The 20,365-nt window shown below is 53.5% G+C and carries 26 protein-coding genes; 12 read left to right on the top strand and 14 right to left on the bottom strand.

All coding sequences use genetic code 11. From position 1 onward, the window contains the following. Positions 1 to 71 precede the first annotated feature (71 nt). From hpf to HV355_RS08595, 8 genes are read right to left on the bottom strand one after another with little or no spacing between them, the layout of a single operon-like run. A complete protein-coding gene (gene hpf / locus HV355_RS08630; protein WP_010436063.1) occupies positions 72 to 359 on the bottom strand; it encodes a ribosome hibernation promoting factor in 288 nt (95 codons plus the stop codon). Between the two features lie 22 nt (positions 360 to 381). Beyond that, positions 382 to 1,815: an RNA polymerase factor sigma-54 gene (gene rpoN, locus HV355_RS08625; protein ID WP_042717706.1), complete on the bottom strand. Its 1,434-nt coding sequence runs from the start codon at positions 1,813 to 1,815 to the stop codon at positions 382 to 384. Between the two features lie 47 nt (positions 1,816 to 1,862). After that, positions 1,863 to 2,588 carry an LPS export ABC transporter ATP-binding protein gene (gene lptB, locus HV355_RS08620; RefSeq protein WP_010436061.1) on the bottom strand — a complete coding sequence of 242 codons (726 nt, stop codon included), beginning with the start codon at positions 2,586 to 2,588 and terminating at the stop codon, positions 1,863 to 1,865. A 6-nt stretch (positions 2,589 to 2,594) separates the two neighbouring features. Next, the gene (gene lptA / locus HV355_RS08615) at positions 2,595 to 3,149 is read right to left on the bottom strand and encodes a lipopolysaccharide ABC transporter substrate-binding protein LptA (RefSeq protein WP_010436059.1); all 555 of its coding nucleotides are present in this window, start codon (positions 3,147 to 3,149) and stop codon (positions 2,595 to 2,597) included. Further along, complete coding sequence (gene lptC / locus HV355_RS08610) at positions 3,118 to 3,693, bottom strand: LPS export ABC transporter periplasmic protein LptC (protein WP_108416125.1); 576 nt, start codon at positions 3,691 to 3,693, stop codon at positions 3,118 to 3,120. Before lptC ends, lptA begins: the two co-directional genes overlap by 32 nt. Then, the gene (gene kdsC / locus HV355_RS08605) at positions 3,690 to 4,256 is read right to left on the bottom strand and encodes a 3-deoxy-manno-octulosonate-8-phosphatase KdsC (RefSeq protein WP_148401075.1); all 567 of its coding nucleotides are present in this window, start codon (positions 4,254 to 4,256) and stop codon (positions 3,690 to 3,692) included. Before kdsC ends, lptC begins: the two co-directional genes overlap by 4 nt. Before the next feature lie 14 nt (positions 4,257 to 4,270). Next, the gene (kdsD, locus tag HV355_RS08600; RefSeq protein ID WP_010436053.1) at positions 4,271 to 5,257 is read right to left on the bottom strand and encodes an arabinose-5-phosphate isomerase KdsD; all 987 of its coding nucleotides are present in this window, start codon (positions 5,255 to 5,257) and stop codon (positions 4,271 to 4,273) included. Positions 5,258 to 5,270: 13 nt separating this feature from the next. Continuing rightward, a complete protein-coding gene (locus HV355_RS08595) occupies positions 5,271 to 6,248 on the bottom strand; it encodes a calcium/sodium antiporter (protein ID WP_089597745.1) in 978 nt (325 codons plus the stop codon). Between the two features lie 228 nt (positions 6,249 to 6,476). On the opposite strand from HV355_RS08595, the gene mlaF reads away from it, so the two are divergent. From mlaF to murA, 7 genes are all read left to right on the top strand, one after another. After that, entirely contained in the window at positions 6,477 to 7,289 is an 813-nt protein-coding gene (gene mlaF, locus HV355_RS08590; RefSeq protein ID WP_010436047.1) for a phospholipid ABC transporter ATP-binding protein MlaF, read from the top strand. Positions 7,290 to 7,296: 7 nt separating this feature from the next. Continuing rightward, the gene (gene mlaE, locus HV355_RS08585) at positions 7,297 to 8,079 is read left to right on the top strand and encodes a lipid asymmetry maintenance ABC transporter permease subunit MlaE (protein ID WP_010436044.1); all 783 of its coding nucleotides are present in this window, start codon (positions 7,297 to 7,299) and stop codon (positions 8,077 to 8,079) included. 4 nt (positions 8,080 to 8,083) lie between these two features. Continuing rightward, the gene (gene mlaD, locus HV355_RS08580; RefSeq protein WP_010436042.1) at positions 8,084 to 8,632 is read left to right on the top strand and encodes an outer membrane lipid asymmetry maintenance protein MlaD; all 549 of its coding nucleotides are present in this window, start codon (positions 8,084 to 8,086) and stop codon (positions 8,630 to 8,632) included. Positions 8,633 to 8,650: 18 nt separating this feature from the next. Beyond that, positions 8,651 to 9,286, top strand: a complete 636-nt coding sequence (gene mlaC / locus HV355_RS08575; protein WP_010436040.1) for a phospholipid-binding protein MlaC — start codon at positions 8,651 to 8,653, stop codon at positions 9,284 to 9,286. Further along, a complete protein-coding gene (gene mlaB / locus HV355_RS08570; RefSeq protein ID WP_108416127.1) occupies positions 9,286 to 9,579 on the top strand; it encodes a lipid asymmetry maintenance protein MlaB in 294 nt (97 codons plus the stop codon). The genes mlaC and mlaB overlap by 1 nt, the downstream gene beginning before the upstream one ends. Positions 9,580 to 9,705: 126 nt before the next feature. Continuing rightward, on the top strand, positions 9,706 to 9,960 hold the full coding sequence (ibaG, locus tag HV355_RS08565) for a BolA family iron metabolism protein IbaG (protein WP_108416128.1): 255 nt from the start codon (positions 9,706 to 9,708) through the stop codon (positions 9,958 to 9,960). 51 nt (positions 9,961 to 10,011) lie between these two features. Beyond that, positions 10,012 to 11,271 carry a UDP-N-acetylglucosamine 1-carboxyvinyltransferase gene (gene murA, locus HV355_RS08560; protein ID WP_089597743.1) on the top strand — a complete coding sequence of 420 codons (1,260 nt, stop codon included), beginning with the start codon at positions 10,012 to 10,014 and terminating at the stop codon, positions 11,269 to 11,271. 64 nt (positions 11,272 to 11,335) lie between these two features. Here murA and sfsB read toward each other — a convergent pair whose 3' ends face one another. Together sfsB and ispB are read right to left on the bottom strand one after the other, a co-directional pair. Further along, entirely contained in the window at positions 11,336 to 11,623 is a 288-nt protein-coding gene (gene sfsB / locus HV355_RS08555) for a DNA-binding transcriptional regulator SfsB (RefSeq protein WP_120159724.1), read from the bottom strand. Positions 11,624 to 11,852: 229 nt separating this feature from the next. Continuing rightward, on the bottom strand, positions 11,853 to 12,824 hold the full coding sequence (gene ispB, locus HV355_RS08550; protein WP_108416129.1) for an octaprenyl diphosphate synthase: 972 nt from the start codon (positions 12,822 to 12,824) through the stop codon (positions 11,853 to 11,855). A gap of 257 nt (positions 12,825 to 13,081) precedes the next feature. On the opposite strand from ispB, the gene rplU reads away from it, so the two are divergent. From rplU to cgtA, 4 genes are all read left to right on the top strand, one after another. Then, positions 13,082 to 13,393 (top strand): 50S ribosomal protein L21, encoded by a 312-nt coding sequence (gene rplU, locus HV355_RS08545; protein ID WP_010436026.1) that lies wholly within the window; start codon positions 13,082 to 13,084, stop codon positions 13,391 to 13,393. 19 nt (positions 13,394 to 13,412) lie between these two features. Beyond that, on the top strand, positions 13,413 to 13,670 hold the full coding sequence (gene rpmA / locus HV355_RS08540) for a 50S ribosomal protein L27 (protein ID WP_004385076.1): 258 nt from the start codon (positions 13,413 to 13,415) through the stop codon (positions 13,668 to 13,670). 95 nt (positions 13,671 to 13,765) lie between these two features. Then, a complete protein-coding gene (locus HV355_RS08535) occupies positions 13,766 to 14,731 on the top strand; it encodes a DMT family transporter (RefSeq protein ID WP_010436020.1) in 966 nt (321 codons plus the stop codon). A gap of 15 nt (positions 14,732 to 14,746) precedes the next feature. Further along, a complete protein-coding gene (gene cgtA, locus HV355_RS08530) occupies positions 14,747 to 15,922 on the top strand; it encodes an Obg family GTPase CgtA (protein ID WP_029739622.1) in 1,176 nt (391 codons plus the stop codon). Between the two features lie 33 nt (positions 15,923 to 15,955). Here cgtA and pmrB read toward each other — a convergent pair whose 3' ends face one another. The 3 genes from pmrB to dacB are packed head-to-tail and all read right to left on the bottom strand — an operon-like array spanning position 15,956 to position 19,094. Then, a complete protein-coding gene (gene pmrB, locus HV355_RS08525) occupies positions 15,956 to 16,999 on the bottom strand; it encodes a two-component system sensor histidine kinase PmrB (protein ID WP_010436015.1) in 1,044 nt (347 codons plus the stop codon). Then, the gene (gene pmrA, locus HV355_RS08520) at positions 16,996 to 17,658 is read right to left on the bottom strand and encodes a two-component system response regulator PmrA (protein WP_182401622.1); all 663 of its coding nucleotides are present in this window, start codon (positions 17,656 to 17,658) and stop codon (positions 16,996 to 16,998) included. The genes pmrB and pmrA overlap by 4 nt, the downstream gene beginning before the upstream one ends. 2 nt (positions 17,659 to 17,660) lie before the next feature. Further along, positions 17,661 to 19,094 carry a serine-type D-Ala-D-Ala carboxypeptidase gene (gene dacB / locus HV355_RS08515; protein WP_010436012.1) on the bottom strand — a complete coding sequence of 478 codons (1,434 nt, stop codon included), beginning with the start codon at positions 19,092 to 19,094 and terminating at the stop codon, positions 17,661 to 17,663. Positions 19,095 to 19,322: 228 nt separating this feature from the next. On the opposite strand from dacB, the gene greA reads away from it, so the two are divergent. Beyond that, the gene (gene greA / locus HV355_RS08510; RefSeq protein ID WP_010436008.1) at positions 19,323 to 19,799 is read left to right on the top strand and encodes a transcription elongation factor GreA; all 477 of its coding nucleotides are present in this window, start codon (positions 19,323 to 19,325) and stop codon (positions 19,797 to 19,799) included. A gap of 151 nt (positions 19,800 to 19,950) precedes the next feature. On the opposite strand, the gene yhbY is transcribed toward greA, so the two are convergent. Further along, entirely contained in the window at positions 19,951 to 20,244 is a 294-nt protein-coding gene (gene yhbY / locus HV355_RS08505; protein WP_003861814.1) for a ribosome assembly RNA-binding protein YhbY, read from the bottom strand. Positions 20,245 to 20,365: the final 121 nt, after the last annotated feature.

The raw sequence follows: 20,365 nt of genomic DNA, 5'->3' as shown, positions 1-20,365 counted from the left end.
AGCGCTAACTGTACAAATGGCCTGTTGTGTCGCACAACAGGCCGTCCTGCACCCGTTAACTGCCCGGACAATTAGTGTTGTTTCAGTTTATCTTTATGTTTATTGAGCTGTCGCGCAAGCTTATCAATCAAGCCGTCGATAGCCGCGTACATGTCTTGCCCTTCCGCACTGGCATGGAGTTCACCCCCGTTAACGTGCAGGGTTGCATCCGAGATATGAGTCACTTTCTCCACTTTCAACACAATATAGACCTGATTGATCCTTTCGAAATACTGTTCGAGCTTCGCAAATTTGGTGTTCAGAAACTCGCGTAAGGCCTCAGTAATCTCGACGTTGTGTCCTGTGATGTTGAGCTGCATAGTGTCTTCCTTATCGGTTGTGTCAAACCAGTTGTTTACGCTGGTTAGACGGCGGAATGGATAAAGACTCTCGATACTTCGCAACAGTACGACGTGCCACCATAATACCCTGGTCGGACAGCATGGTGGTTAACTTACTGTCACTCAGTGGCTTCGCGGGGTTCTCCGCGGCGATCAACTTCTTCACCAGTGCGCGAATGGCCGTTGACGAGGCTTCGCCGCCGCCTTCCGTATTCACATGACTGGAGAAGAAATACTTAAGCTCAAAAATACCGCGTGGACTGTGCAGATACTTCTGCGTGGTCACGCGAGAAATGGTTGATTCATGCATCTCGACGGCCTGGGCGATGTCCGCCAGTACCATCGGTTTCATAAACTCTTCGCCCTGCTCAAAAAAGGCCTGCTGTTGTTCAACAATACAGCGGCTCACGCGCAGCAGCGTGTCATTTCGACTCTCCAGACTTTTGATCAGCCAGCGTGCTTCCTGCAAATTGCTACGAATATATTGATTATCGGAGTCATTGCGCGCGCTGGTGCACATGGAGGCGTACTGCTGGTTGATTTGCAGGCGAGGAATGCTGTCTGAGTTCAGCTCGACCACCCAGCGACCGTTGTGTTTTCTGACTAACACATCCGGAATGACATATTCCGGTTCGCTGGTCTGGATCGACTGGCCGGGACGCGGATCGAGAGACTGGATCAGATTCACCGCCTCTTTCAGCACCTCTTCCTTCAGACGCGTGACGCGCATCAGAGTGCGGAAATCGTGATTCGCCAGCAGATCAAGATGATCGCTGATGATTAAGCGGGCTTCTTCAATCCACGGCGTCTCTTTGGCGAACTGCGACAGTTGGATCAGCAGGCAATCGCGGAGATCTTTCGCGGCCACACCGACCGGGTCGAAACGCTGAATGCGCTTCAGAACCGCTTCGATCTCTTCGAGTTCGATCTCGTCGTCGCCGATACTTTCCAGGATGTCGTCCAGGGTTACGGTTAAATAACCCGTATCGTCAACGGCATCGACAATCGAGGTCGCAATGGCGCGGTCGGTATCAGAGAAGGGGGTCAACTCCACTTGCCACATCAGGTAATCCTGCAGTGACTGGGTGGTTTCACCCTGGTAAACCGGTAGCTCGTCGTCCTGGTAGTCTGCACGCGTGCCGGAAGGGGTTCCGGCGGTGTAGATTTCATCCCAGCTGGCGTCCAGCGGCAGCTCGTCCGGCATCTCTTTTTGTTCGAGCGCATCAGCGGTGTCGAGCGTTTCAGTGTCCTGCGTTTGCTGGGTTTCTACCTCGTCATGAAGATCGGTTTGCTCCAGCAACGGATTACTGTCCAGCGCCTGCTGGAGCTCCTGCTGGAGTTCTAACGTGGACAGCTGCAACAGACGAATCGCCTGCTGTAGCTGCGGCGTCATCGCCAGTTGTTGGCTGAGCCTTAATTGCAAACCTTGCTTCATGTTCAGAGCATTTTTCTCCGGTTTGGCGTTACGTTACCTCTACCCTATCAGAGTCTGAAGTCTTCCCCAAGGTACACGCGCTTAACATGCTCATCTTCGAGGATTTGCTGCGGTGTACCGTGGGCAATCAGATGGCCCTGGCTCACAATGTAGGCGCGTTCACAGACGGCCAGCGTTTCACGGACGTTGTGGTCGGTGATCAGCACGCCAAGCCCGCTGTCGCGCAGGTGTTCGATAATGCGTTTGATATCAATAACGGAGATTGGGTCAACGCCCGCGAAGGGTTCATCCAGCAGGATGAATTTCGGGTTGGCGGCCAGCGCACGTGCAATCTCGACACGACGACGCTCACCCCCGGACAACGCCTGACCAAGACTGTCGCGAAGATGTTCGATATGAAACTCTTCCATCAGCTCGTTGGCGCGGTCGGTGCGCTGCTCGCTGGTCAGGTCGTCACGGATCTGCAGCACGGCCATCAGGTTGTCGTAGACGCTCAAACGACGAAAGATTGAGGCTTCCTGCGGCAGGTAGCCGATACCACGGCGCGCGCGCGCGTGCAGCGGCAGCAGGCTAATGTCTTCGTCATCAATGATGATGTTGCCAGCATCACGCGGCACAATGCCCACCACCATGTAGAAGGTGGTGGTTTTCCCTGCACCGTTAGGGCCAAGCAAACCCACAATTTCGCCGGAGTTGACGGTCAGGCTGACATCTTCGACGACACGGCGGCCCTTATACGCTTTCGCGAGGTTTTTTGCAGTTAATGTTGCCATAACGAATTAGTTACTCTTCTTTTGTGCCGGAGCCTGGCCTTTGCCTTTATCCTGCAGCTGCGATGGAACCAGCACGGTGGTGACGCGTTTGCCTTTCTCGCTGGAGGCCTGCATTTTCTGCTCTTTGACCAGATAGGTGATCTTGTCGCCGGTAATATTGCTGTCCAGCTGTTCCAGATAGGCGTTACCGGTCAGGATGACCAGATCCTTCGCCAGCTCATAGTGCATATGCGACGCGCGGCCTTTCACCGGTTTGCCATTGTCCTGCATCTGGTAGAACGTGGCCGGATTACCATAGCCATCAATAATCTCTTTGCCCTGCTCGCCGCCCGGACGGGTAACGACCACTTTATCGGCGTTAATTTTGATGGTGCCCTGGGTCATCACGACGTTACCGGTGAAGGTGACGACGTTACCTTGCATATCAAGGGACTGAGTGTCGGATTCGATATGAATAGGCTGTTCGGTATCGCCAGTCACAGCAATCGCGGGAAGACTGGCCGCCAGCAGTGCGCTGGCGATAATGGCTTTAAGGCTGAGTTTGTTTGTTTTGAATTTCATAGGAGGTTCTAACCTTTTCAATCAGCTCGGCGTTTTTGCTGCGTAAGTTCCCGCGCATTCTTAAACCGCTGGAATTAAATGTTGTGCCATACAGTGTGACCAAATCTTGCGAAGTCACGTCTTGGGTCACCAGGTTGATCTGGGCGTTATCCGTCGTAATTTTGCGCAGTTGTGAGTCAGCGGTCAGGGCGTTGACTTCAACGTGGCCGTACAGATAAAGCATACGGTCATTTGTCAGTTTTGCCCGGTCTGACTTAATTGACCACGTCGGGGTTTTGTCAGTATCAAAGGTGGTCATCACCGGTTGGGTAAACCACGAGATACCGTCATCGGAAAAATATTCCACGTGCTGGGCAATCAGGCGATAGTTCAGCGCACCTTCAGGGCTATACACCACAGTATCACTGTGATCGCTTTTATAGGTTGGCTCGCTCGTATTAACCACTTCTGTTTGTGCATCGTCACGGTCGGCAAGGTTCACGCCAATCAGTACCAATGCGACAAGCGAAAGCAGAATGATAACCCAACGTCTGGTTTTACTCATATCGATTGCCCTTTGGCCTCATCAAGCTTGCCCTGCGCGAGCAGAAGCAGATCGCAGACTTCACGGACCGCCCCTCGTCCACCGTTGATCCGGGTGACGTAATCCGCGCGTGGGAGAAGCAGCGGGTGTGCGTCAGCAACCGCCACGCTCAGACCCACTTTCGCCATCACCGGCCAGTCGATCAAATCATCACCAACATAGGCCACGTTCTCAGGTGCGACTGCCAGCTTCGCCAGCAAATCGTTAAAGGCGACCATTTTGTCGGACTGCCCCTGATACAAATGGGTAATGCCCAGCGTTTCGCAGCGGTCTTCTAAAAGTTTAGCTTTCCGTCCGGTGATAATAGCAACTTCAATGCCGGACGTGAGCGCGCAACGAATGCCGTACCCGTCGCGAACGTTAAATGCTTTCAGCTCTTCGCCGCTATTGCCCATATAAATCAGGCCATCGGAGAGCACGCCATCCACATCAAGAATCAACAGACGGATGTTTTCCGCCTTTGCCATCATGTGCGCGCTTACCGGACCATAACAGGTTGCAAGAGATGCACCCGCATTACTCATTGTCTTATCCTTCATTACACTACGCCTGCGCGCAGAAGATCATGCATATGTACCACACCCAGCAACTGGTCGCCATCGGCAACCATCACTGCGGTAATATGACGGGACTGCATCAGGTTCAGGACATCTACCGCAAGGATGCCCGGACGCACGCGAATTCCGCCTGGCGTCATGACGTCTGCGATACCCAATGTGCGAACGTCCACGCCCATATCGAACACCCGGCGTAAGTCGCCGTCGGTGAATATTCCCTGAATTTTCATCAGATCGTCGCACACCACCGTCATACCCAGATTTTTACGGGTAATTTCCAGTAACGCGTCGCGCAGGGAAGCCTCTTTGCTGACGTGAGGGATCTCATCGCCCGTGTGCATAATATCGTTGACCCTGAGCAGCAGCTTACGGCCCAGCGCACCGCCTGGGTGAGAAAGCGCAAAATCCTCAGGGGTAAAACCACGGGCTTCAAGCAGCGCAACGGCAAGGGCATCGCCCATCACCAGTGCTGCCGTCGTGCTGGACGTTGGCGCAAGGCCAAGCGGGCAGGCTTCTTTGGGCACTTTTACGCACAGATGAATATCCGCCGCACGCGCCATACTGCTTTCCGGGCGGCTGGTCATACAGATAAGCGGGACCTGTAGTCTCTTCAGTACCGGGATCAGGGCCAGGATCTCATTGGATTCACCGGAATTCGACAGTGCGATAACCACGTCCTGCGGGGTGACCATCCCGAGGTCGCCGTGCGCCGCTTCCCCTGGGTGCACGAAGAACGATGACGTTCCCGTGCTGGCAAAGGTCGCCGCCATTTTGCGTCCAATGTGGCCGGACTTGCCCATTCCCATTACCACGACTTTACCGGCACAGTAGAGAATCTTCTCACATGCCAGACTAAAATCCTGATTAATGTACTGATCTAACTGCGCCAGACCTTCACGTTCAATCTCCAGAACCTCTTTTCCTGCTTTCTGAAAGTCAAAACCCGGCTGCAATTCTATTTGCGACATAATGCGTTTCCGTTTACCCAGAGAGAAGCGGCGAGAGCCAGTACAGCATCGCCATCCATACGATAAATCCACCCGTCAGCAGTGCGCCTGCGCCTTTGCCAATTTGTCGTTGCCGCCGCCAGCAGAGCAGGGCAAAAATGACGCTGACAAGCAACATCACTCCGTAATCGCGCGTGAACGCCATCGGGTTAAACGGCCCCGGTGAGATCAGGGCTGGCAGGCCCGTCACGATCGCGATATTGAAAATATTCGAGCCGATGATATTACCAATGGCGATATCATCTTCACCTTTGCGCGCGCCCGCGATGGCGGTGGCCAGCTCAGGCAGACTGGTACCGATAGCAATCACCGTCAGGCCGATTGTCAGTTCGCTCATGGCGAAATAGTTTGCCAGCACCGTCGCGTTATCGACGACCATGCGCGTTGCCATCGGCATAATGATTAGCGCGACACCCAGCCACAATAACGCCACAGGCAACGTACCTTCACGCGGGAGTTCGGCAACCTGTTCTCGGGTCAGGCTGTCGTGCCCTTGTTTTTCTGCCTGACGGGCGATTTTAACACTATACAGCAGCCATATCGCGGCGAGGGCGAGCAAGAAAATGCCATCATCGTAGCTCAGCACCCCGTCATACAGCACATAGCCCGCCAGCAGGCTTACGATTAACATTAGCGGCAATTCACGGCGCAGAACATCGGAATGCACGCGAAATGGGTGCAGCAATGCGGCTAAACCTAAAATCAGTAGGATATTGACGATGTTGGAGCCAATCGCGGTGCCAATAGCAAGGTCTGTCTGGTCATGCAGCGATGCCGTGACAGAGACGATGATTTCAGGGAGTGAGGTGCCGACGCTAACCACCGTCATTCCGATGACGAGAGGGGGAACGCCAATCAGTCGGCACAAAATTGATGCGGCAAACACTAAACGGTCAGCACTGTAGACCACCAAAAGTAAACCAATTATTAACAGTGCTGTTGCTAAAAGCATCAAAAGTCCTTTCTTCAGGTATACTTGCCGGTCCACCGCGCAGGAATTGTTGGCGCTGCATACAGCCTGAGTCGTAACGAATTCCTAATTTTGACTTTATGCGCCGGAAAAGTAAAACAAATGCCAGCTTTCGCTAACCTCTACAGGCAATATTCTGTAAAAATGTGGCGTTTAGGGCTGATTTAAGCCTCATGCTTAGCCTGAGGCAGGGTAAGAAAGGAACCATAAATGAGCCAAACGATGGCGAATTTAGTCGATGTCCGTGGTGTCAGTTTCTCTCGCGGCAACCGATTGATATTTGATGATATTTCGCTGACCGTGCCGCATGGCAAAATCACCGCCATTATGGGCCCGTCAGGGATCGGTAAAACGACGTTGCTGCGTCTTATTGGGGGGCAAATTCCCCCGGACGGTGGCGAAATCCTCTTCGATGGCGAGAACGTCCCGGAGATGTCGCGCTCGCGTCTGTATACCGTCCGCAAACGCATGAGCATGCTCTTTCAGTCGGGGGCTTTGTTCACGGATATGAACGTCTTTGACAATGTGGCGTACCCGCTGCGTGAACATACCCATCTGCCGCCCGAACTGCTGAAAAGCACCGTCATGATGAAGCTTGAAGCCGTTGGTCTGCGTGGCGCAGCAAAATTGATGCCGTCTGAACTCTCTGGCGGTATGGCGCGCCGTGCCGCGCTGGCGCGTGCCATTGCGCTTGAACCCGATTTAATCATGTTTGACGAACCGTTTGTGGGACAAGACCCTATCACCATGGGCGTGCTGGTGAAGTTAATTTCTGAATTAAACAGCGCGCTGGGCGTCACCTGCATTGTGGTATCTCATGATGTGCCGGAAGTGTTGAGCATTGCCGATTACGCCTACATCGTGGCGGACAAAAAGATCGTCGCACACGGTAGCGCCCAGGCGCTGCAGGAAAATTGCGATCCGCGGGTGCGGCAGTTCCTCGACGGTATTGCAGATGGCCCTGTGCCATTCCGCTACCCGGCTGGCGACTATCGTGACGATTTACTGGGAATAGGGAGTTAAGCCACTCATGCTGTTAAATGCGTTGGCTGCGCTCGGACACCGTGGCATAAAAACCATCAGGACGTTCGGGCGTGCCGGATTGATGTTATTCAACGCGCTGGTCGGCAAACCGGAATTCCGCAAGCACGCGCCTTTGCTGGTGCGGCAACTTTATAATGTCGGCGTGTTGTCGATGCTGATCATCATCGTGTCCGGTCTGTTTATTGGTATGGTGCTTGGGCTGCAAGGCTACCTGGTGCTGACAACCTACAGTGCGGAAACCAGCCTCGGAATGCTGGTGGCGCTCTCGCTGCTGCGTGAGCTGGGGCCGGTTGTTGCTGCGCTGCTGTTCGCCGGACGTGCGGGCTCTGCCTTAACGGCAGAAATCGGATTGATGCGCGCCACCGAGCAACTTTCCAGTATGGAAATGATGGCGGTCGATCCGCTGCGTCGCGTCATCTCACCGCGTTTTTGGGCGGGTGTGATTTCGTTACCTCTGCTGACTATCCTCTTTGTGGCGGTCGGTATCTGGGGTGGGTCGTTAGTCGGCGTGCACTGGAAAGGTATTGATGCCGGTTTCTTCTGGTCCGCGATGCAGGACGCCATCGACCTGCGGATGGATCTTGTGAACTGTCTAATCAAGAGCGTGGTCTTTGCCATTACGGTCACCTGGATTGCGTTATTCAACGGGTATGATGCTATTCCAACCTCGGCAGGCATCAGCCGTGCAACGACACGTACCGTCGTTCATTCGTCGCTGGCCGTACTGGGTCTGGATTTTGTGCTCACCGCACTGATGTTTGGGAATTGAGTTCATGCAAACGAGAAAAAATGAAATTTGGGTTGGCGTATTCCTGTTACTGGCGCTGCTGGCAGCCCTGTTTATCTGCCTGAGAGCGGCGGATATCACCTCTGTCCGCACCGAGCCGACGTATCGCGTTTATGCCACCTTCGATAACATCGGTGGCCTGAAGGCGCGCTCACCGGTCCGTATTGGCGGCGTGGTGATTGGACGCGTATCAGACATTACGCTGGATGAGAAAACCTATCTGCCGCGCGTAGCGATGGATATTGAAGAGCGTTATAACCACATTCCTGATACCAGCTCGCTCTCCATCCGTACCTCCGGTCTGCTTGGCGAACAATATCTGGCACTTAACGTTGGCTTTGAAGATCCTGAGCTGGGAACGACTATCCTTAAAGACGGGAGCGTGATCCAGGATACGAAGTCCGCGATGGTGCTGGAAGATATGATTGGTCAGTTCCTTTACAACAGTAAAGGGGATGATAAAAAGTCTGACGCTGCCCCTGCGCAGAGTGAAGACCCTACCAATGTTGCGCCAACCCCTGGTGCTGCGAATTAATTTCAGGAGAAGTCATTCATGTTTAAACGACTGCTAATGGTTGCCATGCTGGTCATTGCCCCTCTCACTGCGGCGCAGGCTGCAGATCAGAGCAACCCGTACAAACAGATGGACGCGGCCGCGAAGAAAACCTTTGATCGTCTTAAAAACGAACAGCCGAAGATTCGTGCTAATCCTGATTACCTGCGTGATGTGGTCGATCAGGAACTGTTGCCGTATGTGCAGATCAAATATGCAGGCGCGCTGGTGCTGGGCCGTTACTACAAAGATGCGACCCCTGCACAGCGGGAGGCTTACTTTGCTGCGTTCCGTGAATACCTGAAACAGGCTTACGGCCAGGCGCTGGCGATGTACCACGGCCAGACCTACCAGATTGCGCCTGAACAGCCGCTGGGCGATGCCACCATCGTGCCTATCCGCGTGACGATTAACGATCCTAACGGCCGTCCGCCGGTTCGTCTGGACTTCCAGTGGCGTAAAAACAGCCAGACTGGAAACTGGCAGGCGTATGACATGATTGCCGAAGGGGTGAGCATGATCACCACCAAACAGAATGAGTGGAGCGACCTGCTGCGCACGAAAGGCATTGATGGCCTGACCGCACAGCTGCAGTCTATCTCTCGTCAGAAAATTACCCTGGACGAGAAAAAGTAATGTCGCAGCAACTGAGCTGGTCGCGTGAAGGCGAGACGTTAAAGCTGTCTGGTGAGCTCGATCAGGATCTGCTGAACCCGCTGTGGGATAAACGCCACGAAGCCATGCAGGGCGTGACGCTGATTGATTTAAGCGATGTCTCGCGGGTCGATACGGCGGGTGTTGCGCTGCTCACCCATCTGATCGCAGTGGGTAAAACGCAGGGTGCAAACGTCAGGCTTCACGGCGCGAGCGATAACGTCATGACCCTGGCGCAGCTTTATAATCTGCCTCAGGACGTTTTACCGCACTAATATTTTCAGTGCGTTACTTCTGAAAGCCCTGACAGTTTCATCGTCGGGGCTTTTTGCTTGTTTAAGACGACGCCACTTTGCTCTAAGATGTTGGGCTTGTTTTCACTATCAGATGATATAGACCCCATGGAAAATAATGAAATCCAGGCAGTGCTGATGAATGCGCTCACCCTTCAGGAAGCCCACGTCTCTGGCGATGGCAGTCACTTCCAGGTTATTGCTGTGGGTGAGATCTTTGACGGGATGAGTCGTGTGAAGAAACAGCAGGCTGTCTATGCGCCGCTGATGGAATACATTGCGGATAATCGCATCCACGCCCTGTCGATTAAAGCGTTCACCCCGCAAGAGTGGGCACGCGATCGCAAACTAAACGGTTTTTGAGCTGAGGGCGAGACGCCCGCAGCACGGTTGAATTTATAAGAGAGCAATTACATGGACAAATTTCGTGTACAGGGGCCAACGCGTCTCCAGGGCGAAGTCACAATTTCTGGCGCAAAAAACGCTGCGCTGCCCATCCTCTTTGCTGCATTGCTCGCGGAAGAGCCGGTAGAAATTCAGAACGTACCTAAGCTGAAAGATATCGACACCACCATGAAGTTGCTCACCCAGTTGGGCACGAAAGTCGAGCGTAACGGCTCCGTCTGGATCGACGCCAGCAACGTCAACAACTTCTCTGCGCCATACGATCTGGTGAAAACCATGCGCGCATCCATCTGGGCGCTTGGCCCGCTGGTGGCGCGTTTTGGTCAGGGTCAGGTATCACTGCCGGGCGGCTGCGCCATCGGCGCGCGTCCGGTTGACCTGCACATCTTTGGCCTGGAGAAACTGGGCGCGGAGATCAAACTGGAAGAAGGTTACGTCAAGGCGTCCGTTAACGGTCGTCTGAAAGGTGCGCACATTGTCATGGACAAAGTGAGCGTGGGCGCTACCGTCACCATTATGTCTGCGGCGACGCTGGCAGAAGGCACGACCATCATTGAAAACGCCGCGCGTGAACCGGAAATTGTGGATACCGCAAACTTCCTCGTGGCGCTGGGTGCGAAGATTTCCGGCCAGGGTACCGACCGTATCACCATCGAAGGCGTTGAACGCCTGGGCGGCGGTGTCTATCGCGTTCTGCCGGACCGTATCGAAACCGGTACCTTCCTGGTCGCTGCAGCGATCTCTGGCGGAAAGATTGTTTGTCGCAACGCTCAGCCTGATACCCTGGATGCGGTGCTGGCTAAACTGCGCGATGCGGGTGCGGATATCGAAATCGGCGAAGACTGGATCAGCCTTGATATGCACGGCCAGCGTCCAAAAGCCGTCAATGTGCGTACTGCACCGCATCCGGCGTTCCCGACGGACATGCAGGCTCAGTTTACGCTGTTAAACCTGGTTGCTGAAGGCACTGGCTTCATCACTGAAACCATCTTCGAGAACCGCTTCATGCACGTGCCGGAACTCATCCGTATGGGCGCACACGCTGAGATCGAAAGCAACACGGTCATTTGCCACGGCGTGGAAAAACTGTCTGGTGCGCAGGTGATGGCAACCGATCTTCGCGCGTCTGCAAGCCTGGTGCTGGCGGGCTGTATCGCGGAAGGGACGACTGTTGTTGACCGTATCTACCACATCGATCGTGGCTACGAGCGTATCGAAGACAAACTGCGCGCGCTGGGTGCAAATATCGAGCGTGTGAAAGGCGAGTAATCGTTCTTGCACCCCCCTGGCCTGTAAAGGCCGGGGGATTGCTGATGCTGTTAAATTTGCAGTGTTACTCCGACTGCTCCTTCTGCAACTTCTTCTGGCGCATCGTGCGCGTTCTGTCGATAAATTCGTGAGTTATGGGGTCGTGATAGCGTGACGGCCAGATGATCCACGGGTGCGTTTCCAGCGCCGTCGCAATAATCAATTCTCCCTTCGGCCACGGGCGAGTCAGTGCGTTTGCCAGCGTCGATGAGCTCAACCCGTTACGGCGCGATTCCGCCGCCAGTGATGTCCCTTTTTTGCGCAGTGCCGCAATAATATCCGCTGAGTGCCAGTCGATCAGTTTCATATCCATAAAGCTGTCCTTGTGTTCGTTTTCACCCACGCCATTTCTCCTGAAATGACAGGGCTACTATACCTTCTTCGAACATGTGTTCTAAAAAGTTCGCGTTACTGGAAGCAATATTCAGAATATGACATGGCTTTATTCATGCGGAATGTAAGCCGATGATTTAACATGATTATGGAATTTATTGGTGCTTATTAGAATCTCCCCGTGTGGCCACGGGGAGAAGAGGGAAGGATTAACGATCGCGTTGTACGGCGATGTGGGCAAGGCCAATCAGCGCGTCACGCCACGGGCTGTCCGGAATCACCTGAAGTGCTTCGATGGCTTTATCTGCCTCTTCTTCAGCACGCTGACGCGTCCATTCCAGCGATCCGCAGAGTGCCATTGTTTCCAGTACAGGTTCCAGAAGATGGCGACCATTTCCTTGCTCGATCGCTTCACGGATCAGTTTCGCCTGCTCGGGGGTTCCGTGACGCATTGCATGGAGCAGCGGCAGCGTCGGTTTGCCTTCGTTCAGGTCATCCCCAACGTTTTTGCCGAGCGTTTCGCCGTCGGCACTGTAGTCCAGCAAATCATCGATCAGCTGGAAGGCAGTCCCCAGATAACGGCCATAATCCTGAAGCCCTTTTTCCTGGGCTTCAGTGCAGCCAGCAAGGATGCCAGAGCATTGCGCCGCCGCTTCAAACAGGCGCGCCGTCTTGCTGTAAATCACGCGCATGTAGTTTTCTTCGGTGATATCCGGGTCGTTAACGTTCATCAACTGCAGGACTTCACCTTCAGCGATAACGTTTACCGCTTCAGACATCACTTCCAGCACTCTCAGCGAGCCGAGGCTGGTCATCATCTGGAAAGCACGGGTATAGATGAAATCCCCCACCAGAACGCTGGCTGCGTTGCCAAATGCTGCGTTCGCGGTTGCTTTGCCACGACGCATGTCTGATTCATCCACCACGTCATCATGCAGCAGCGTGGCTGTGTGGATAAATTCGATCAGGGCCGCAATCGTGACGTGGGCATTTCCCTGATAGCCAACGGCGCGAGCGGCCAGAATGGCAATCATCGGGCGAATGCGTTTACCGCCGCCGCTAACGATGTAATAGCCCAACTGATTGATCAGCTGAACATCAGAGTTGAGTTGCTCCAGGATTGCTGCATTCACACCCGCCATATCTTGCGCGGTTAACTCGTTGATTTTTTCTAAATTCATCGCAAAAGCCGGGCTTTTTATCCTGTTTATCCCACGGAGTGTGGGTTCACAAAGGGTTTCGGTTTATCAATAGTATCGCTGATTGTACTGAAAAAACGGCTCAGATAAACGTTACCGTACGTGTTGTGTTTTTTTTCTTCATGTATTGATGGTAGCACTTGTCAAAGGCTCGCGTTTTGCGTAATATTCGCGCCCTATTGTGAATATTTATAGCGCACTCTGATTCATACGAGGATGTGCGCGGAAGCGGAGTTTATATGTACGCGGTTTTCCAAAGTGGTGGTAAACAACACCGAGTAAGCGAAGGTCAGACCATTCGCCTGGAAAAGCTGGACATCGCAACTGGCGAATCTGTTGAATTCGCTGAAGTTCTGATGATCGCAAACGGTGAAGAAGTCAAAATCGGCGTTCCTTTCGTTGATGGCGGCGTGATCAAAGCTGAAGTTGTTGCACACGGTCGTGGCGAGAAAGTTAAAATCGTTAAGTTTCGTCGTCGTAAGCACTACCGTAAGCAGCAGGGCCACCGTCAGTGGTTCACTGATGTGAAAATTACTGGCATCAGCGCCTAAGACCTGAGGAGAGATTTAAATGGCACATAAAAAGGCTGGCGGCTCCACACGTAACGGTCGCGATTCAGAAGCTAAACGCCTTGGCGTTAAGCGTTTCGGTGGCGAATCCGTTCTGGCGGGTAGCATCATCGTTCGTCAACGTGGTACCAAATTCCACGCTGGCAACAACGTAGGTTGCGGTCGTGACCACACTCTGTTTGCTAAAGCAGACGGTAAAGTGAAATTTGAAGTTAAAGGCCCGAACAACCGTAAATACATCAGCATCGTTGCTGAGTAAGGTTTTCTCGGTCCGGTAACGGATTAAAGCCCCGCAACGTGTTGCGGGGCTTTTTACATTGGAAACCCGGAAAATTTTCTGTAGGGAAAACGGGCATGAAGCAGCAGGCCGGCATAGGTATTCTTTTGGCGCTCACCACCGCAATGTGCTGGGGTGCACTGCCAATTGCAATGAAGCAGGTACTGGACGTGATGGAGCCGCCGACGGTAGTGTTTTATCGCTTCCTGATGGCAAGCATAGGCCTCGGTGCCATTCTGGCGATCAAAGGTAAGCTTCCACCGCTGCGTCTCTTCCGAAAGCCGCGCTGGCTGGTTTTACTGGCTATTGCGACGGGCGGCCTGTTCGGTAACTTCATCCTGTTTAGCTCCTCCCTGCAATATCTCAGCCCCACGGCGTCGCAGGTGATCGGCCAGCTTTCACCGGTCGGCATGATGGTCGCCAGCGTCTTTATCCTCAAGGAGAAGATGCGCGGAACGCAGATTATCGGGGCGAGCATGCTGCTCTGTGGTCTGGTGATGTTTTTCAACACCAGCCTGGTTGAGATTTTCACCCGCCTGACGGATTACACCTGGGGTGTGATTTTCGGTGTCGGGGCAGCAACGGTCTGGGTGAGTTATGGCGTCGCGCAAAAGGTGTTATTGCGTCGTCTGGCCTCACAGCAGATCCTCCTTTTGTTGTACACTTTGTGTACAATAGCATTACTGCCGTTAGCAAAGCCGGGTGTGATTACTCAGCTTAGCGACTGGCAACTGGCGTGCCTCATCTTTTGTGGGCTTAATACGCTGGTCGGTTATGGCGCGCTGGCTGAGGCAATGGCGCGCTGGCAGGCAGCGCAGGTAAGTGCGTTAATCACGCTGACTCCGCTGTTTACGCTGTTATTTTCAGATTTGTTATCAATGGCCTGGCCCGATGTCTTCGTCAAGCCGATGCTCAACTTGTTGGGTTATCTCGGTGCGTTTGTCGTGGTTGCGGGTGCGATGTATTCCGCCATTGGTCATCGTCTCTGGGGGCGTTGGCGCAAAAATGAAGCGGTCGTAGTAGTCCCCCGCTCAGGCGAATGAGTTACGGAGAGTAAAATGAAGTTTGTTGATGAAGCGACGATTCTGGTCGTGGCAGGTGATGGCGGTAACGGTTGTGTAAGCTTCCGCCGTGAAAAATATATTCCTCGTGGCGGCCCTGACGGCGGTGACGGTGGCGATGGTGGTGACGTGTGGCTGGAGGCGGATGAAAACCTCAACACGCTGATCGACTACCGTTTCGAAAAATCTTTCCGTGCCGAGCGCGGCCAGAACGGCCAGAGCCGTGACTGTACGGGTAAACGTGGTAAAGACGTCAACATCAAGGTTCCGGTCGGTACGCGAGTGATTGATCAGGGCACCGGTGAAACCATGGGTGATATGACCAAACACGGTCAGCGCCTGCTGGTTGCTAAAGGTGGCTGGCACGGTCTGGGTAACAGCCGTTTTAAATCATCGGTTAACCGTGCTCCGCGTCAGAAAACCATGGGGACACCGGGCGATACGCGCGAGTTGCAGCTGGAACTGATGCTGCTGGCTGACGTCGGTATGCTGGGTATGCCTAACGCCGGTAAATCGACGTTTATCCGTGCTGTATCAGCCGCTAAGCCAAAAGTGGCGGATTATCCGTTTACGACGCTGGTGCCAAGCTTGGGCGTTGTCCGTATGGACCACGAAAAGAGCTTTGTTGTCGCTGATATCCCTGGTTTGATCGAGGGCGCGGCAGAAGGCGCAGGACTGGGTATTCGCTTCCTGAAACACCTTGAGCGCTGCCGCGTATTGCTGCACATCGTTGACATTAATCCAATCGATGAGTCCGATCCGGTCGAAAACGCCCGTATCATCATTGGCGAACTTGAAAAATACAGCGAAAAACTCGCAGGTAAGCCACGCTGGCTGGTCTTTAACAAGATCGACCTGATGGATAAAGCCGAAGCTGAAGCAAAAGCGAAAGCCATTGCTGAAGCGATGGGTTGGGAAGATAAATATTACCTGATCTCTGCGGCAAGCCAGGTTGGCGTGAAAGATCTCTGCTGGGATGTGATGACCTTTATCATCGAGAACCCAATCGTTCAGGCGGAAGAGGCTAAACAGCCTGAAAAAGTCGAATTCATGTGGGATGACTACCACCGTCAGCAGCTCGAAGAGCTGGAAGCGGAAGACGATGATGAAGACTGGGACGATGACTGGGATGAAGACGACGAAGAAGGCGTTGAGTTCATCTACAAGCATTAATACCTGAAAGAAGCCCCGCTAAGGGGCTTTTTTTTATCCTAACGTCGACGGCAACCAGCAGCTGGCGATTAAGCCGCCCTCAGCGCCGTTCTCCAGCATTAAATTACCATGGTGGAGTTGAACGATACGCTGAACAATACTCAGCCCCAGGCCGCTGCCACCGTAGCGCTGGTCGAGCCGACGGAAAGGCTCGGTAATGGACTGTCGATGTGCCTCATCGATTCCAGGGCCCTGATCCACCACGCTGACCTGCGTTCCGCCGTCAATTTCCACTAATTTGACTTCGATGGTCGTCCCCGTTGGGCTATAGCGGGCGGCATTCTCCAGCAAATTTCTGAGCATCAGGCGCAGGAGTACGGCGTCTCCCTGCACGGTAAGTGTGCTTTTAGCAGGCCATATCACCGTATGGTCTTTGGCTTCGTGCTCAAGACCCAGCGGCGCAATAATATTCTCTGTCCAGTGGACCGTATCGTAGTGACCGCTTGCCATCGCCTGTCCGGCTCGCGCCAGCATCAGCAGCTGTTCAACGGTGTGCATCAACTGATCGATACGACTAATCAACGTGGTGGCTTGTGGTGAGCCAGACTGGGCCATTAATTCCAGATGCAACCGAATCCCGGCAAGCGGTGTGCGTAGCTCGTGTGCGGCATCAGCGGTGAAAAGACGCTCCTGCTGTAAGGTATGATCAAGACGCGCCAGCAGTTGGTTTAGCGATGTCGTCACTGCGCCAATTTCTTCCATATCGGAATACATGGGCAGCGGCGTTAGATTGTCGGCTGACCGGTTGGCCAGGCTGGCACGTAATTTGTTAAGCGGCCGGGTTATCCAGGTCACCGCCCAGAAGGAGAAGAGCAGGGTAAAACCGACCATCACCAGAGAAGGGACCAGCAGCGACGCAATCGCTTCACGGATCTCTTTCTCAACGTGCTTGTTACGTGCTTTCGCCGAGAGTGTTTCATTCACCAGAAAGCCAATCTGTTCACGGCTTTCATGCCATAACCAAATCACGCTGATAAGTTGAAAAAACAATAGGATAATCGCCAGCAAAACCATTAATCGCCGACGCATACTGTTCATTTCTGGCTCTCCAGGCGGTATCCGACGCCACGGACTGTTTTGATCCGTTCTTTGCCGAGCTTGCGCCGCAGATTGTGAATATGAACTTCAAGGGTATTTGAACCCGGATCGTCCTGCCAGGAGTAGATATCCTGCTGCAGCGTCTCGCGATGTACCGTTTGACCGCTCCGCATGATGAGACGCGTCAGGAGGGCAAATTCTTTTGGGGTCACTTCGACAGGCTGGGACTTACGCAACACCTGTTGCGTCTGAAGATTCAGCGTAATATCACCGTCAGTCAGCGTGTTATCGCTGTGTCCCTGATAGCGGCGGATCAGTGCCCGCACGCGCGCCTGAAGTTCTGCGAGGGCAAAAGGTTTCACCAGATAATCATCCGCACCGGCGTCCAGACCGTGAATGCGGTCTTCAATGGCATCGCGCGCCGTGAGGATCAGCACGGGATTTTCAACGCCACGGCGGCGCCACTGGCTGAGCAGCGTCGCGCCGTCTTTATCCGGTAAACCTAAATCGAGGATCACCAGGCTATATTCACCGCTCTGGATCAGCGCATCGGCTTCTGCCGCCGTAGCGGCGCAATCGAGCGCGTATCCTTCATTCGCCAGCGCGAGCGCCAACCCTTCCTGCAATAACAAATCGTCTTCAACTATGAGTAGTTTCATCGTTAGTTATTCTGGTAGATGTCCTTGTATAGCCTGCTTTCGAAGCGCACCAGCGGAATACGGCGATTACGCTGATCGGTCGGTTCGACGGCATAGCCGGAAAGATACTGCACGAATGCCATGCGTTGTCCGCTGGCTGTGGTGATAAAGCCTGCAAGGTTATAAACCCCCTGCAGCGAACCTGTTTTCGCTGACACTTTGCCATCAACACCCGCAGCATGAAGCCCTGCCCGATACTGAAGCGAACCGTCATGCCCGGCAAGTGGCAGCATCGAAATAAAGTTTAGCTCAGTGTCATGTTGGGCAATGTACTGAAGCACTTGCATCATGGTGGCTGGGGAGATCAGATTGTGACGCGATAACCCGGAGCCATCGACGGCGATGGTATTACCAAGATCGATCCCCGCCTGCTGGCGCAGGATCTGACGAACGGCGTCTGACCCCGCACGCCAGGTACCGGGTACGCCGAAACGGGCGTGACCAATCATGCGGAACACGGTGTCAGCAATCATGTTATCTGACTTTTTCAGCATAATCCTAAGCAGGTCATGTAGCGGCGCAGACTGTTTGCTGGCGATGACGGTACCCGGTTGATTAACCTGTGTCTGACGCATCAGCGAGCCAGAATAGGTGATGCCAGCCTGTTTCAGTTCGTCTTTCAGTATCGCACCCGCATAACCCGCTCCGTCCTGAATGGCGAAGGCCAGCGGTAACGGATCGGCACGCTGCGTCAGGCAGCCGGTGAGTGTGAAACGGTTAAGATCGCCCGGCACGACGTCCAGTTCGCAATACTGCGCATCCGGCGATCCTTTTGCTAATGTGCGTACCTGGCTGAACATCGTGACCGGGTAGTAGGACGCCACGCGTATAAAGGCTAAATCATCCGGCTTGGGGGCGCTGTAGAGCGACACGGAGAAGCAGTTACGGTCAACGATGGCCGCAGCAGGCGGGGCGCTAAAGCACTGCGTCATGTCATTCCACGGCCAGCCGGGCGCTTTATCGTGGCTGGCGAAAATGGAGGTATCGATCAGCACGTTGCCATCGATTTTTGTTACGCCGGATTTTTTCAGCACCGCCACCATATTGCGGATATCCTGGCGCTTGAAGGTTGGATCACCCCCAAAGCGGGCAATCAGATCGCCTTTCAGTTCGCCACCTTCGACGTTACCTTTGGTCTCAAGCGTGGTAGTAAACCGGAAGTCAGGGCCAAGCTGAAGCAGGGCGGCGAGCGCAGTGATCACCTTCTGGGTACTGGCAGGCAGCGCCATCTGTTGACTGTGAAAGTCAATGTCAGGGGCTTGGGCGCCAACCTTCTGCACCATTAGCGCAAGGTTAGCGCCTGCGGGCAGCTGATTAATGTACTCATCAACGTTCGCGGCCTGAGCGGCGAACGCCATACTGGTAGTCAATCCGATGATAAAACTGGAAAATCGCATAATCTCGCGCTAACAACCCGAAAACAAACCGTCATACTACGGTGCATAGCACTGCAAAGTAAACGATGACCCATAGTGAACTTCGCGGTAAAATGCGTATCAAATTGAAAAATTGCTGCTGACCTGGGGCGTTGCTCCCGGGTCGGTTTTCTTTTTGCTTCTTGCCCGCTTAGGGGGGCAGGAGCAGGGAACACTGCTCCCAACAGGAATGTTTAAGAGGTATAACAAATGCAAGCTATTCCGATGACCTTACGTGGTGCCGAAAAACTGCGCGAAGAGCTGGATTTCCTAAAATCCGTGCGTCGCCCTGAAATTATCGCCGCTATCGCGGATGCGCGCGAGCATGGCGACCTGAAAGAGAACGCTGAATACCATGCGGCGCGTGAGCAGCAGGGCTTCTGTGAAGGGCGTATTAAAGACATCGAAGCAAAGCTGTCTAATGCGCAGGTGATCGACATCACTAAGATGCCAAACAATGGCCGCGTGATCTTTGGTTCTACCGTAAGTGTCCTGAACCTGGACAACGACGAAGAGCAAACGTATCGCATCGTGGGTGACGATGAGGCAGACTTTAAGCAGAACCTCATTTCAGTGAACTCACCCATCGCGCGTGGCCTGATTGGCAAAGAGCAAGACGATGTGGTCGTGATCCGTACCCCAGGTGGTGAAGTGGAATACGAAATTATTAAGGTCGAGTACCTGTAATTCGCTTCTCCACTGAGATGTTGATACATTGTAAAGAAAAGAAAAAGGCCGCATAGCGGCCTTTTAACAACTCAAGGAGCGTGGCATTTTGCTCACCTGCTGACAGAAATCCCTCGTTTTACACAGAAAATGTGTTCGATTAGGGATATCCTTAACGTGGCAGCGAGATTTTGCGCTCTTTAGATGGGCGATAGAGCACCAGCGTTTTACCGATGACCTGTACATTACAGGCGCCGGTTTCGCGCACGATGGCTTCCACGATCAGGTTTTTAGTGTCTCTGTCTTCAGAGGCGATTTTCACCTTGATCAGCTCGTGGTGTTCCAGCGCTTGTTCAATCTCGGCAAGCACCCCTTCGGTCAAACCATTGTTGCCAAGCATAACTACAGGCTTGAGCGGATGTGCCAGACCTTTAAGGTGCTGTTTTTGTTTAGTACTCAGATTCATCGTATATTTTTGCTTACGTTGGGATTGAAAACGGTTCATTCTACCGCCATCTCCCTAATATCGCCAAATAGCAGCGTAGAAATTTACGTCAAAGGTAAGCAACGATGAACCCGGACGGAAA

The sequence above is a fragment of the Enterobacter sp. RHBSTW-01064 genome (assembly GCF_014103035.1).
In the GTDB taxonomy this organism is placed as follows: Bacteria; Pseudomonadota; Gammaproteobacteria; order Enterobacterales; family Enterobacteriaceae; genus Enterobacter; species Enterobacter mori.
This window is presented reverse-complemented; position numbering and strand designations above follow the sequence as displayed.

Excerpts from the sequence above, each read along its gene's own strand:
- hpf (WP_010436063.1), bottom strand. The coding sequence starts at position 359 with ATGCAGCTCAACATCACAGGACACAACGTCGAGATTACTGAGGCCTTA.
- rpoN (WP_042717706.1), bottom strand. The coding sequence starts at position 1,815 with ATGAAGCAAGGTTTGCAATTAAGGCTCAGCCAACAACTGGCGATGACG.
- lptB (WP_010436061.1), bottom strand. The coding sequence starts at position 2,588 with ATGGCAACATTAACTGCAAAAAACCTCGCGAAAGCGTATAAGGGCCGC.
- lptA (WP_010436059.1), bottom strand. The coding sequence starts at position 3,149 with ATGAAATTCAAAACAAACAAACTCAGCCTTAAAGCCATTATCGCCAGC.
- lptC (WP_108416125.1), bottom strand. The coding sequence starts at position 3,693 with ATGAGTAAAACCAGACGTTGGGTTATCATTCTGCTTTCGCTTGTCGCA.
- kdsC (WP_148401075.1), bottom strand. The coding sequence starts at position 4,256 with ATGAGTAATGCGGGTGCATCTCTTGCAACCTGTTATGGTCCGGTAAGC.
- kdsD (WP_010436053.1), bottom strand. The coding sequence starts at position 5,257 with ATGTCGCAAATAGAATTGCAGCCGGGTTTTGACTTTCAGAAAGCAGGA.
- HV355_RS08595 (WP_089597745.1), bottom strand. The coding sequence starts at position 6,248 with ATGCTTTTAGCAACAGCACTGTTAATAATTGGTTTACTTTTGGTGGTC.
- mlaF (WP_010436047.1), top strand. The coding sequence starts at position 6,477 with ATGAGCCAAACGATGGCGAATTTAGTCGATGTCCGTGGTGTCAGTTTC.
- mlaE (WP_010436044.1), top strand. The coding sequence starts at position 7,297 with ATGCTGTTAAATGCGTTGGCTGCGCTCGGACACCGTGGCATAAAAACC.
- mlaD (WP_010436042.1), top strand. The coding sequence starts at position 8,084 with ATGCAAACGAGAAAAAATGAAATTTGGGTTGGCGTATTCCTGTTACTG.
- mlaC (WP_010436040.1), top strand. The coding sequence starts at position 8,651 with ATGTTTAAACGACTGCTAATGGTTGCCATGCTGGTCATTGCCCCTCTC.
- mlaB (WP_108416127.1), top strand. The coding sequence starts at position 9,286 with ATGTCGCAGCAACTGAGCTGGTCGCGTGAAGGCGAGACGTTAAAGCTG.
- ibaG (WP_108416128.1), top strand. The coding sequence starts at position 9,706 with ATGGAAAATAATGAAATCCAGGCAGTGCTGATGAATGCGCTCACCCTT.
- murA (WP_089597743.1), top strand. The coding sequence starts at position 10,012 with ATGGACAAATTTCGTGTACAGGGGCCAACGCGTCTCCAGGGCGAAGTC.
- sfsB (WP_120159724.1), bottom strand. The coding sequence starts at position 11,623 with ATGGATATGAAACTGATCGACTGGCACTCAGCGGATATTATTGCGGCA.
- ispB (WP_108416129.1), bottom strand. The coding sequence starts at position 12,824 with ATGAATTTAGAAAAAATCAACGAGTTAACCGCGCAAGATATGGCGGGT.
- rplU (WP_010436026.1), top strand. The coding sequence starts at position 13,082 with ATGTACGCGGTTTTCCAAAGTGGTGGTAAACAACACCGAGTAAGCGAA.
- rpmA (WP_004385076.1), top strand. The coding sequence starts at position 13,413 with ATGGCACATAAAAAGGCTGGCGGCTCCACACGTAACGGTCGCGATTCA.
- HV355_RS08535 (WP_010436020.1), top strand. The coding sequence starts at position 13,766 with ATGAAGCAGCAGGCCGGCATAGGTATTCTTTTGGCGCTCACCACCGCA.
- cgtA (WP_029739622.1), top strand. The coding sequence starts at position 14,747 with ATGAAGTTTGTTGATGAAGCGACGATTCTGGTCGTGGCAGGTGATGGC.
- pmrB (WP_010436015.1), bottom strand. The coding sequence starts at position 16,999 with ATGAACAGTATGCGTCGGCGATTAATGGTTTTGCTGGCGATTATCCTA.
- pmrA (WP_182401622.1), bottom strand. The coding sequence starts at position 17,658 with ATGAAACTACTCATAGTTGAAGACGATTTGTTATTGCAGGAAGGGTTG.
- dacB (WP_010436012.1), bottom strand. The coding sequence starts at position 19,094 with ATGCGATTTTCCAGTTTTATCATCGGATTGACTACCAGTATGGCGTTC.
- greA (WP_010436008.1), top strand. The coding sequence starts at position 19,323 with ATGCAAGCTATTCCGATGACCTTACGTGGTGCCGAAAAACTGCGCGAA.
- yhbY (WP_003861814.1), bottom strand. The coding sequence starts at position 20,244 with ATGAATCTGAGTACTAAACAAAAACAGCACCTTAAAGGTCTGGCACAT.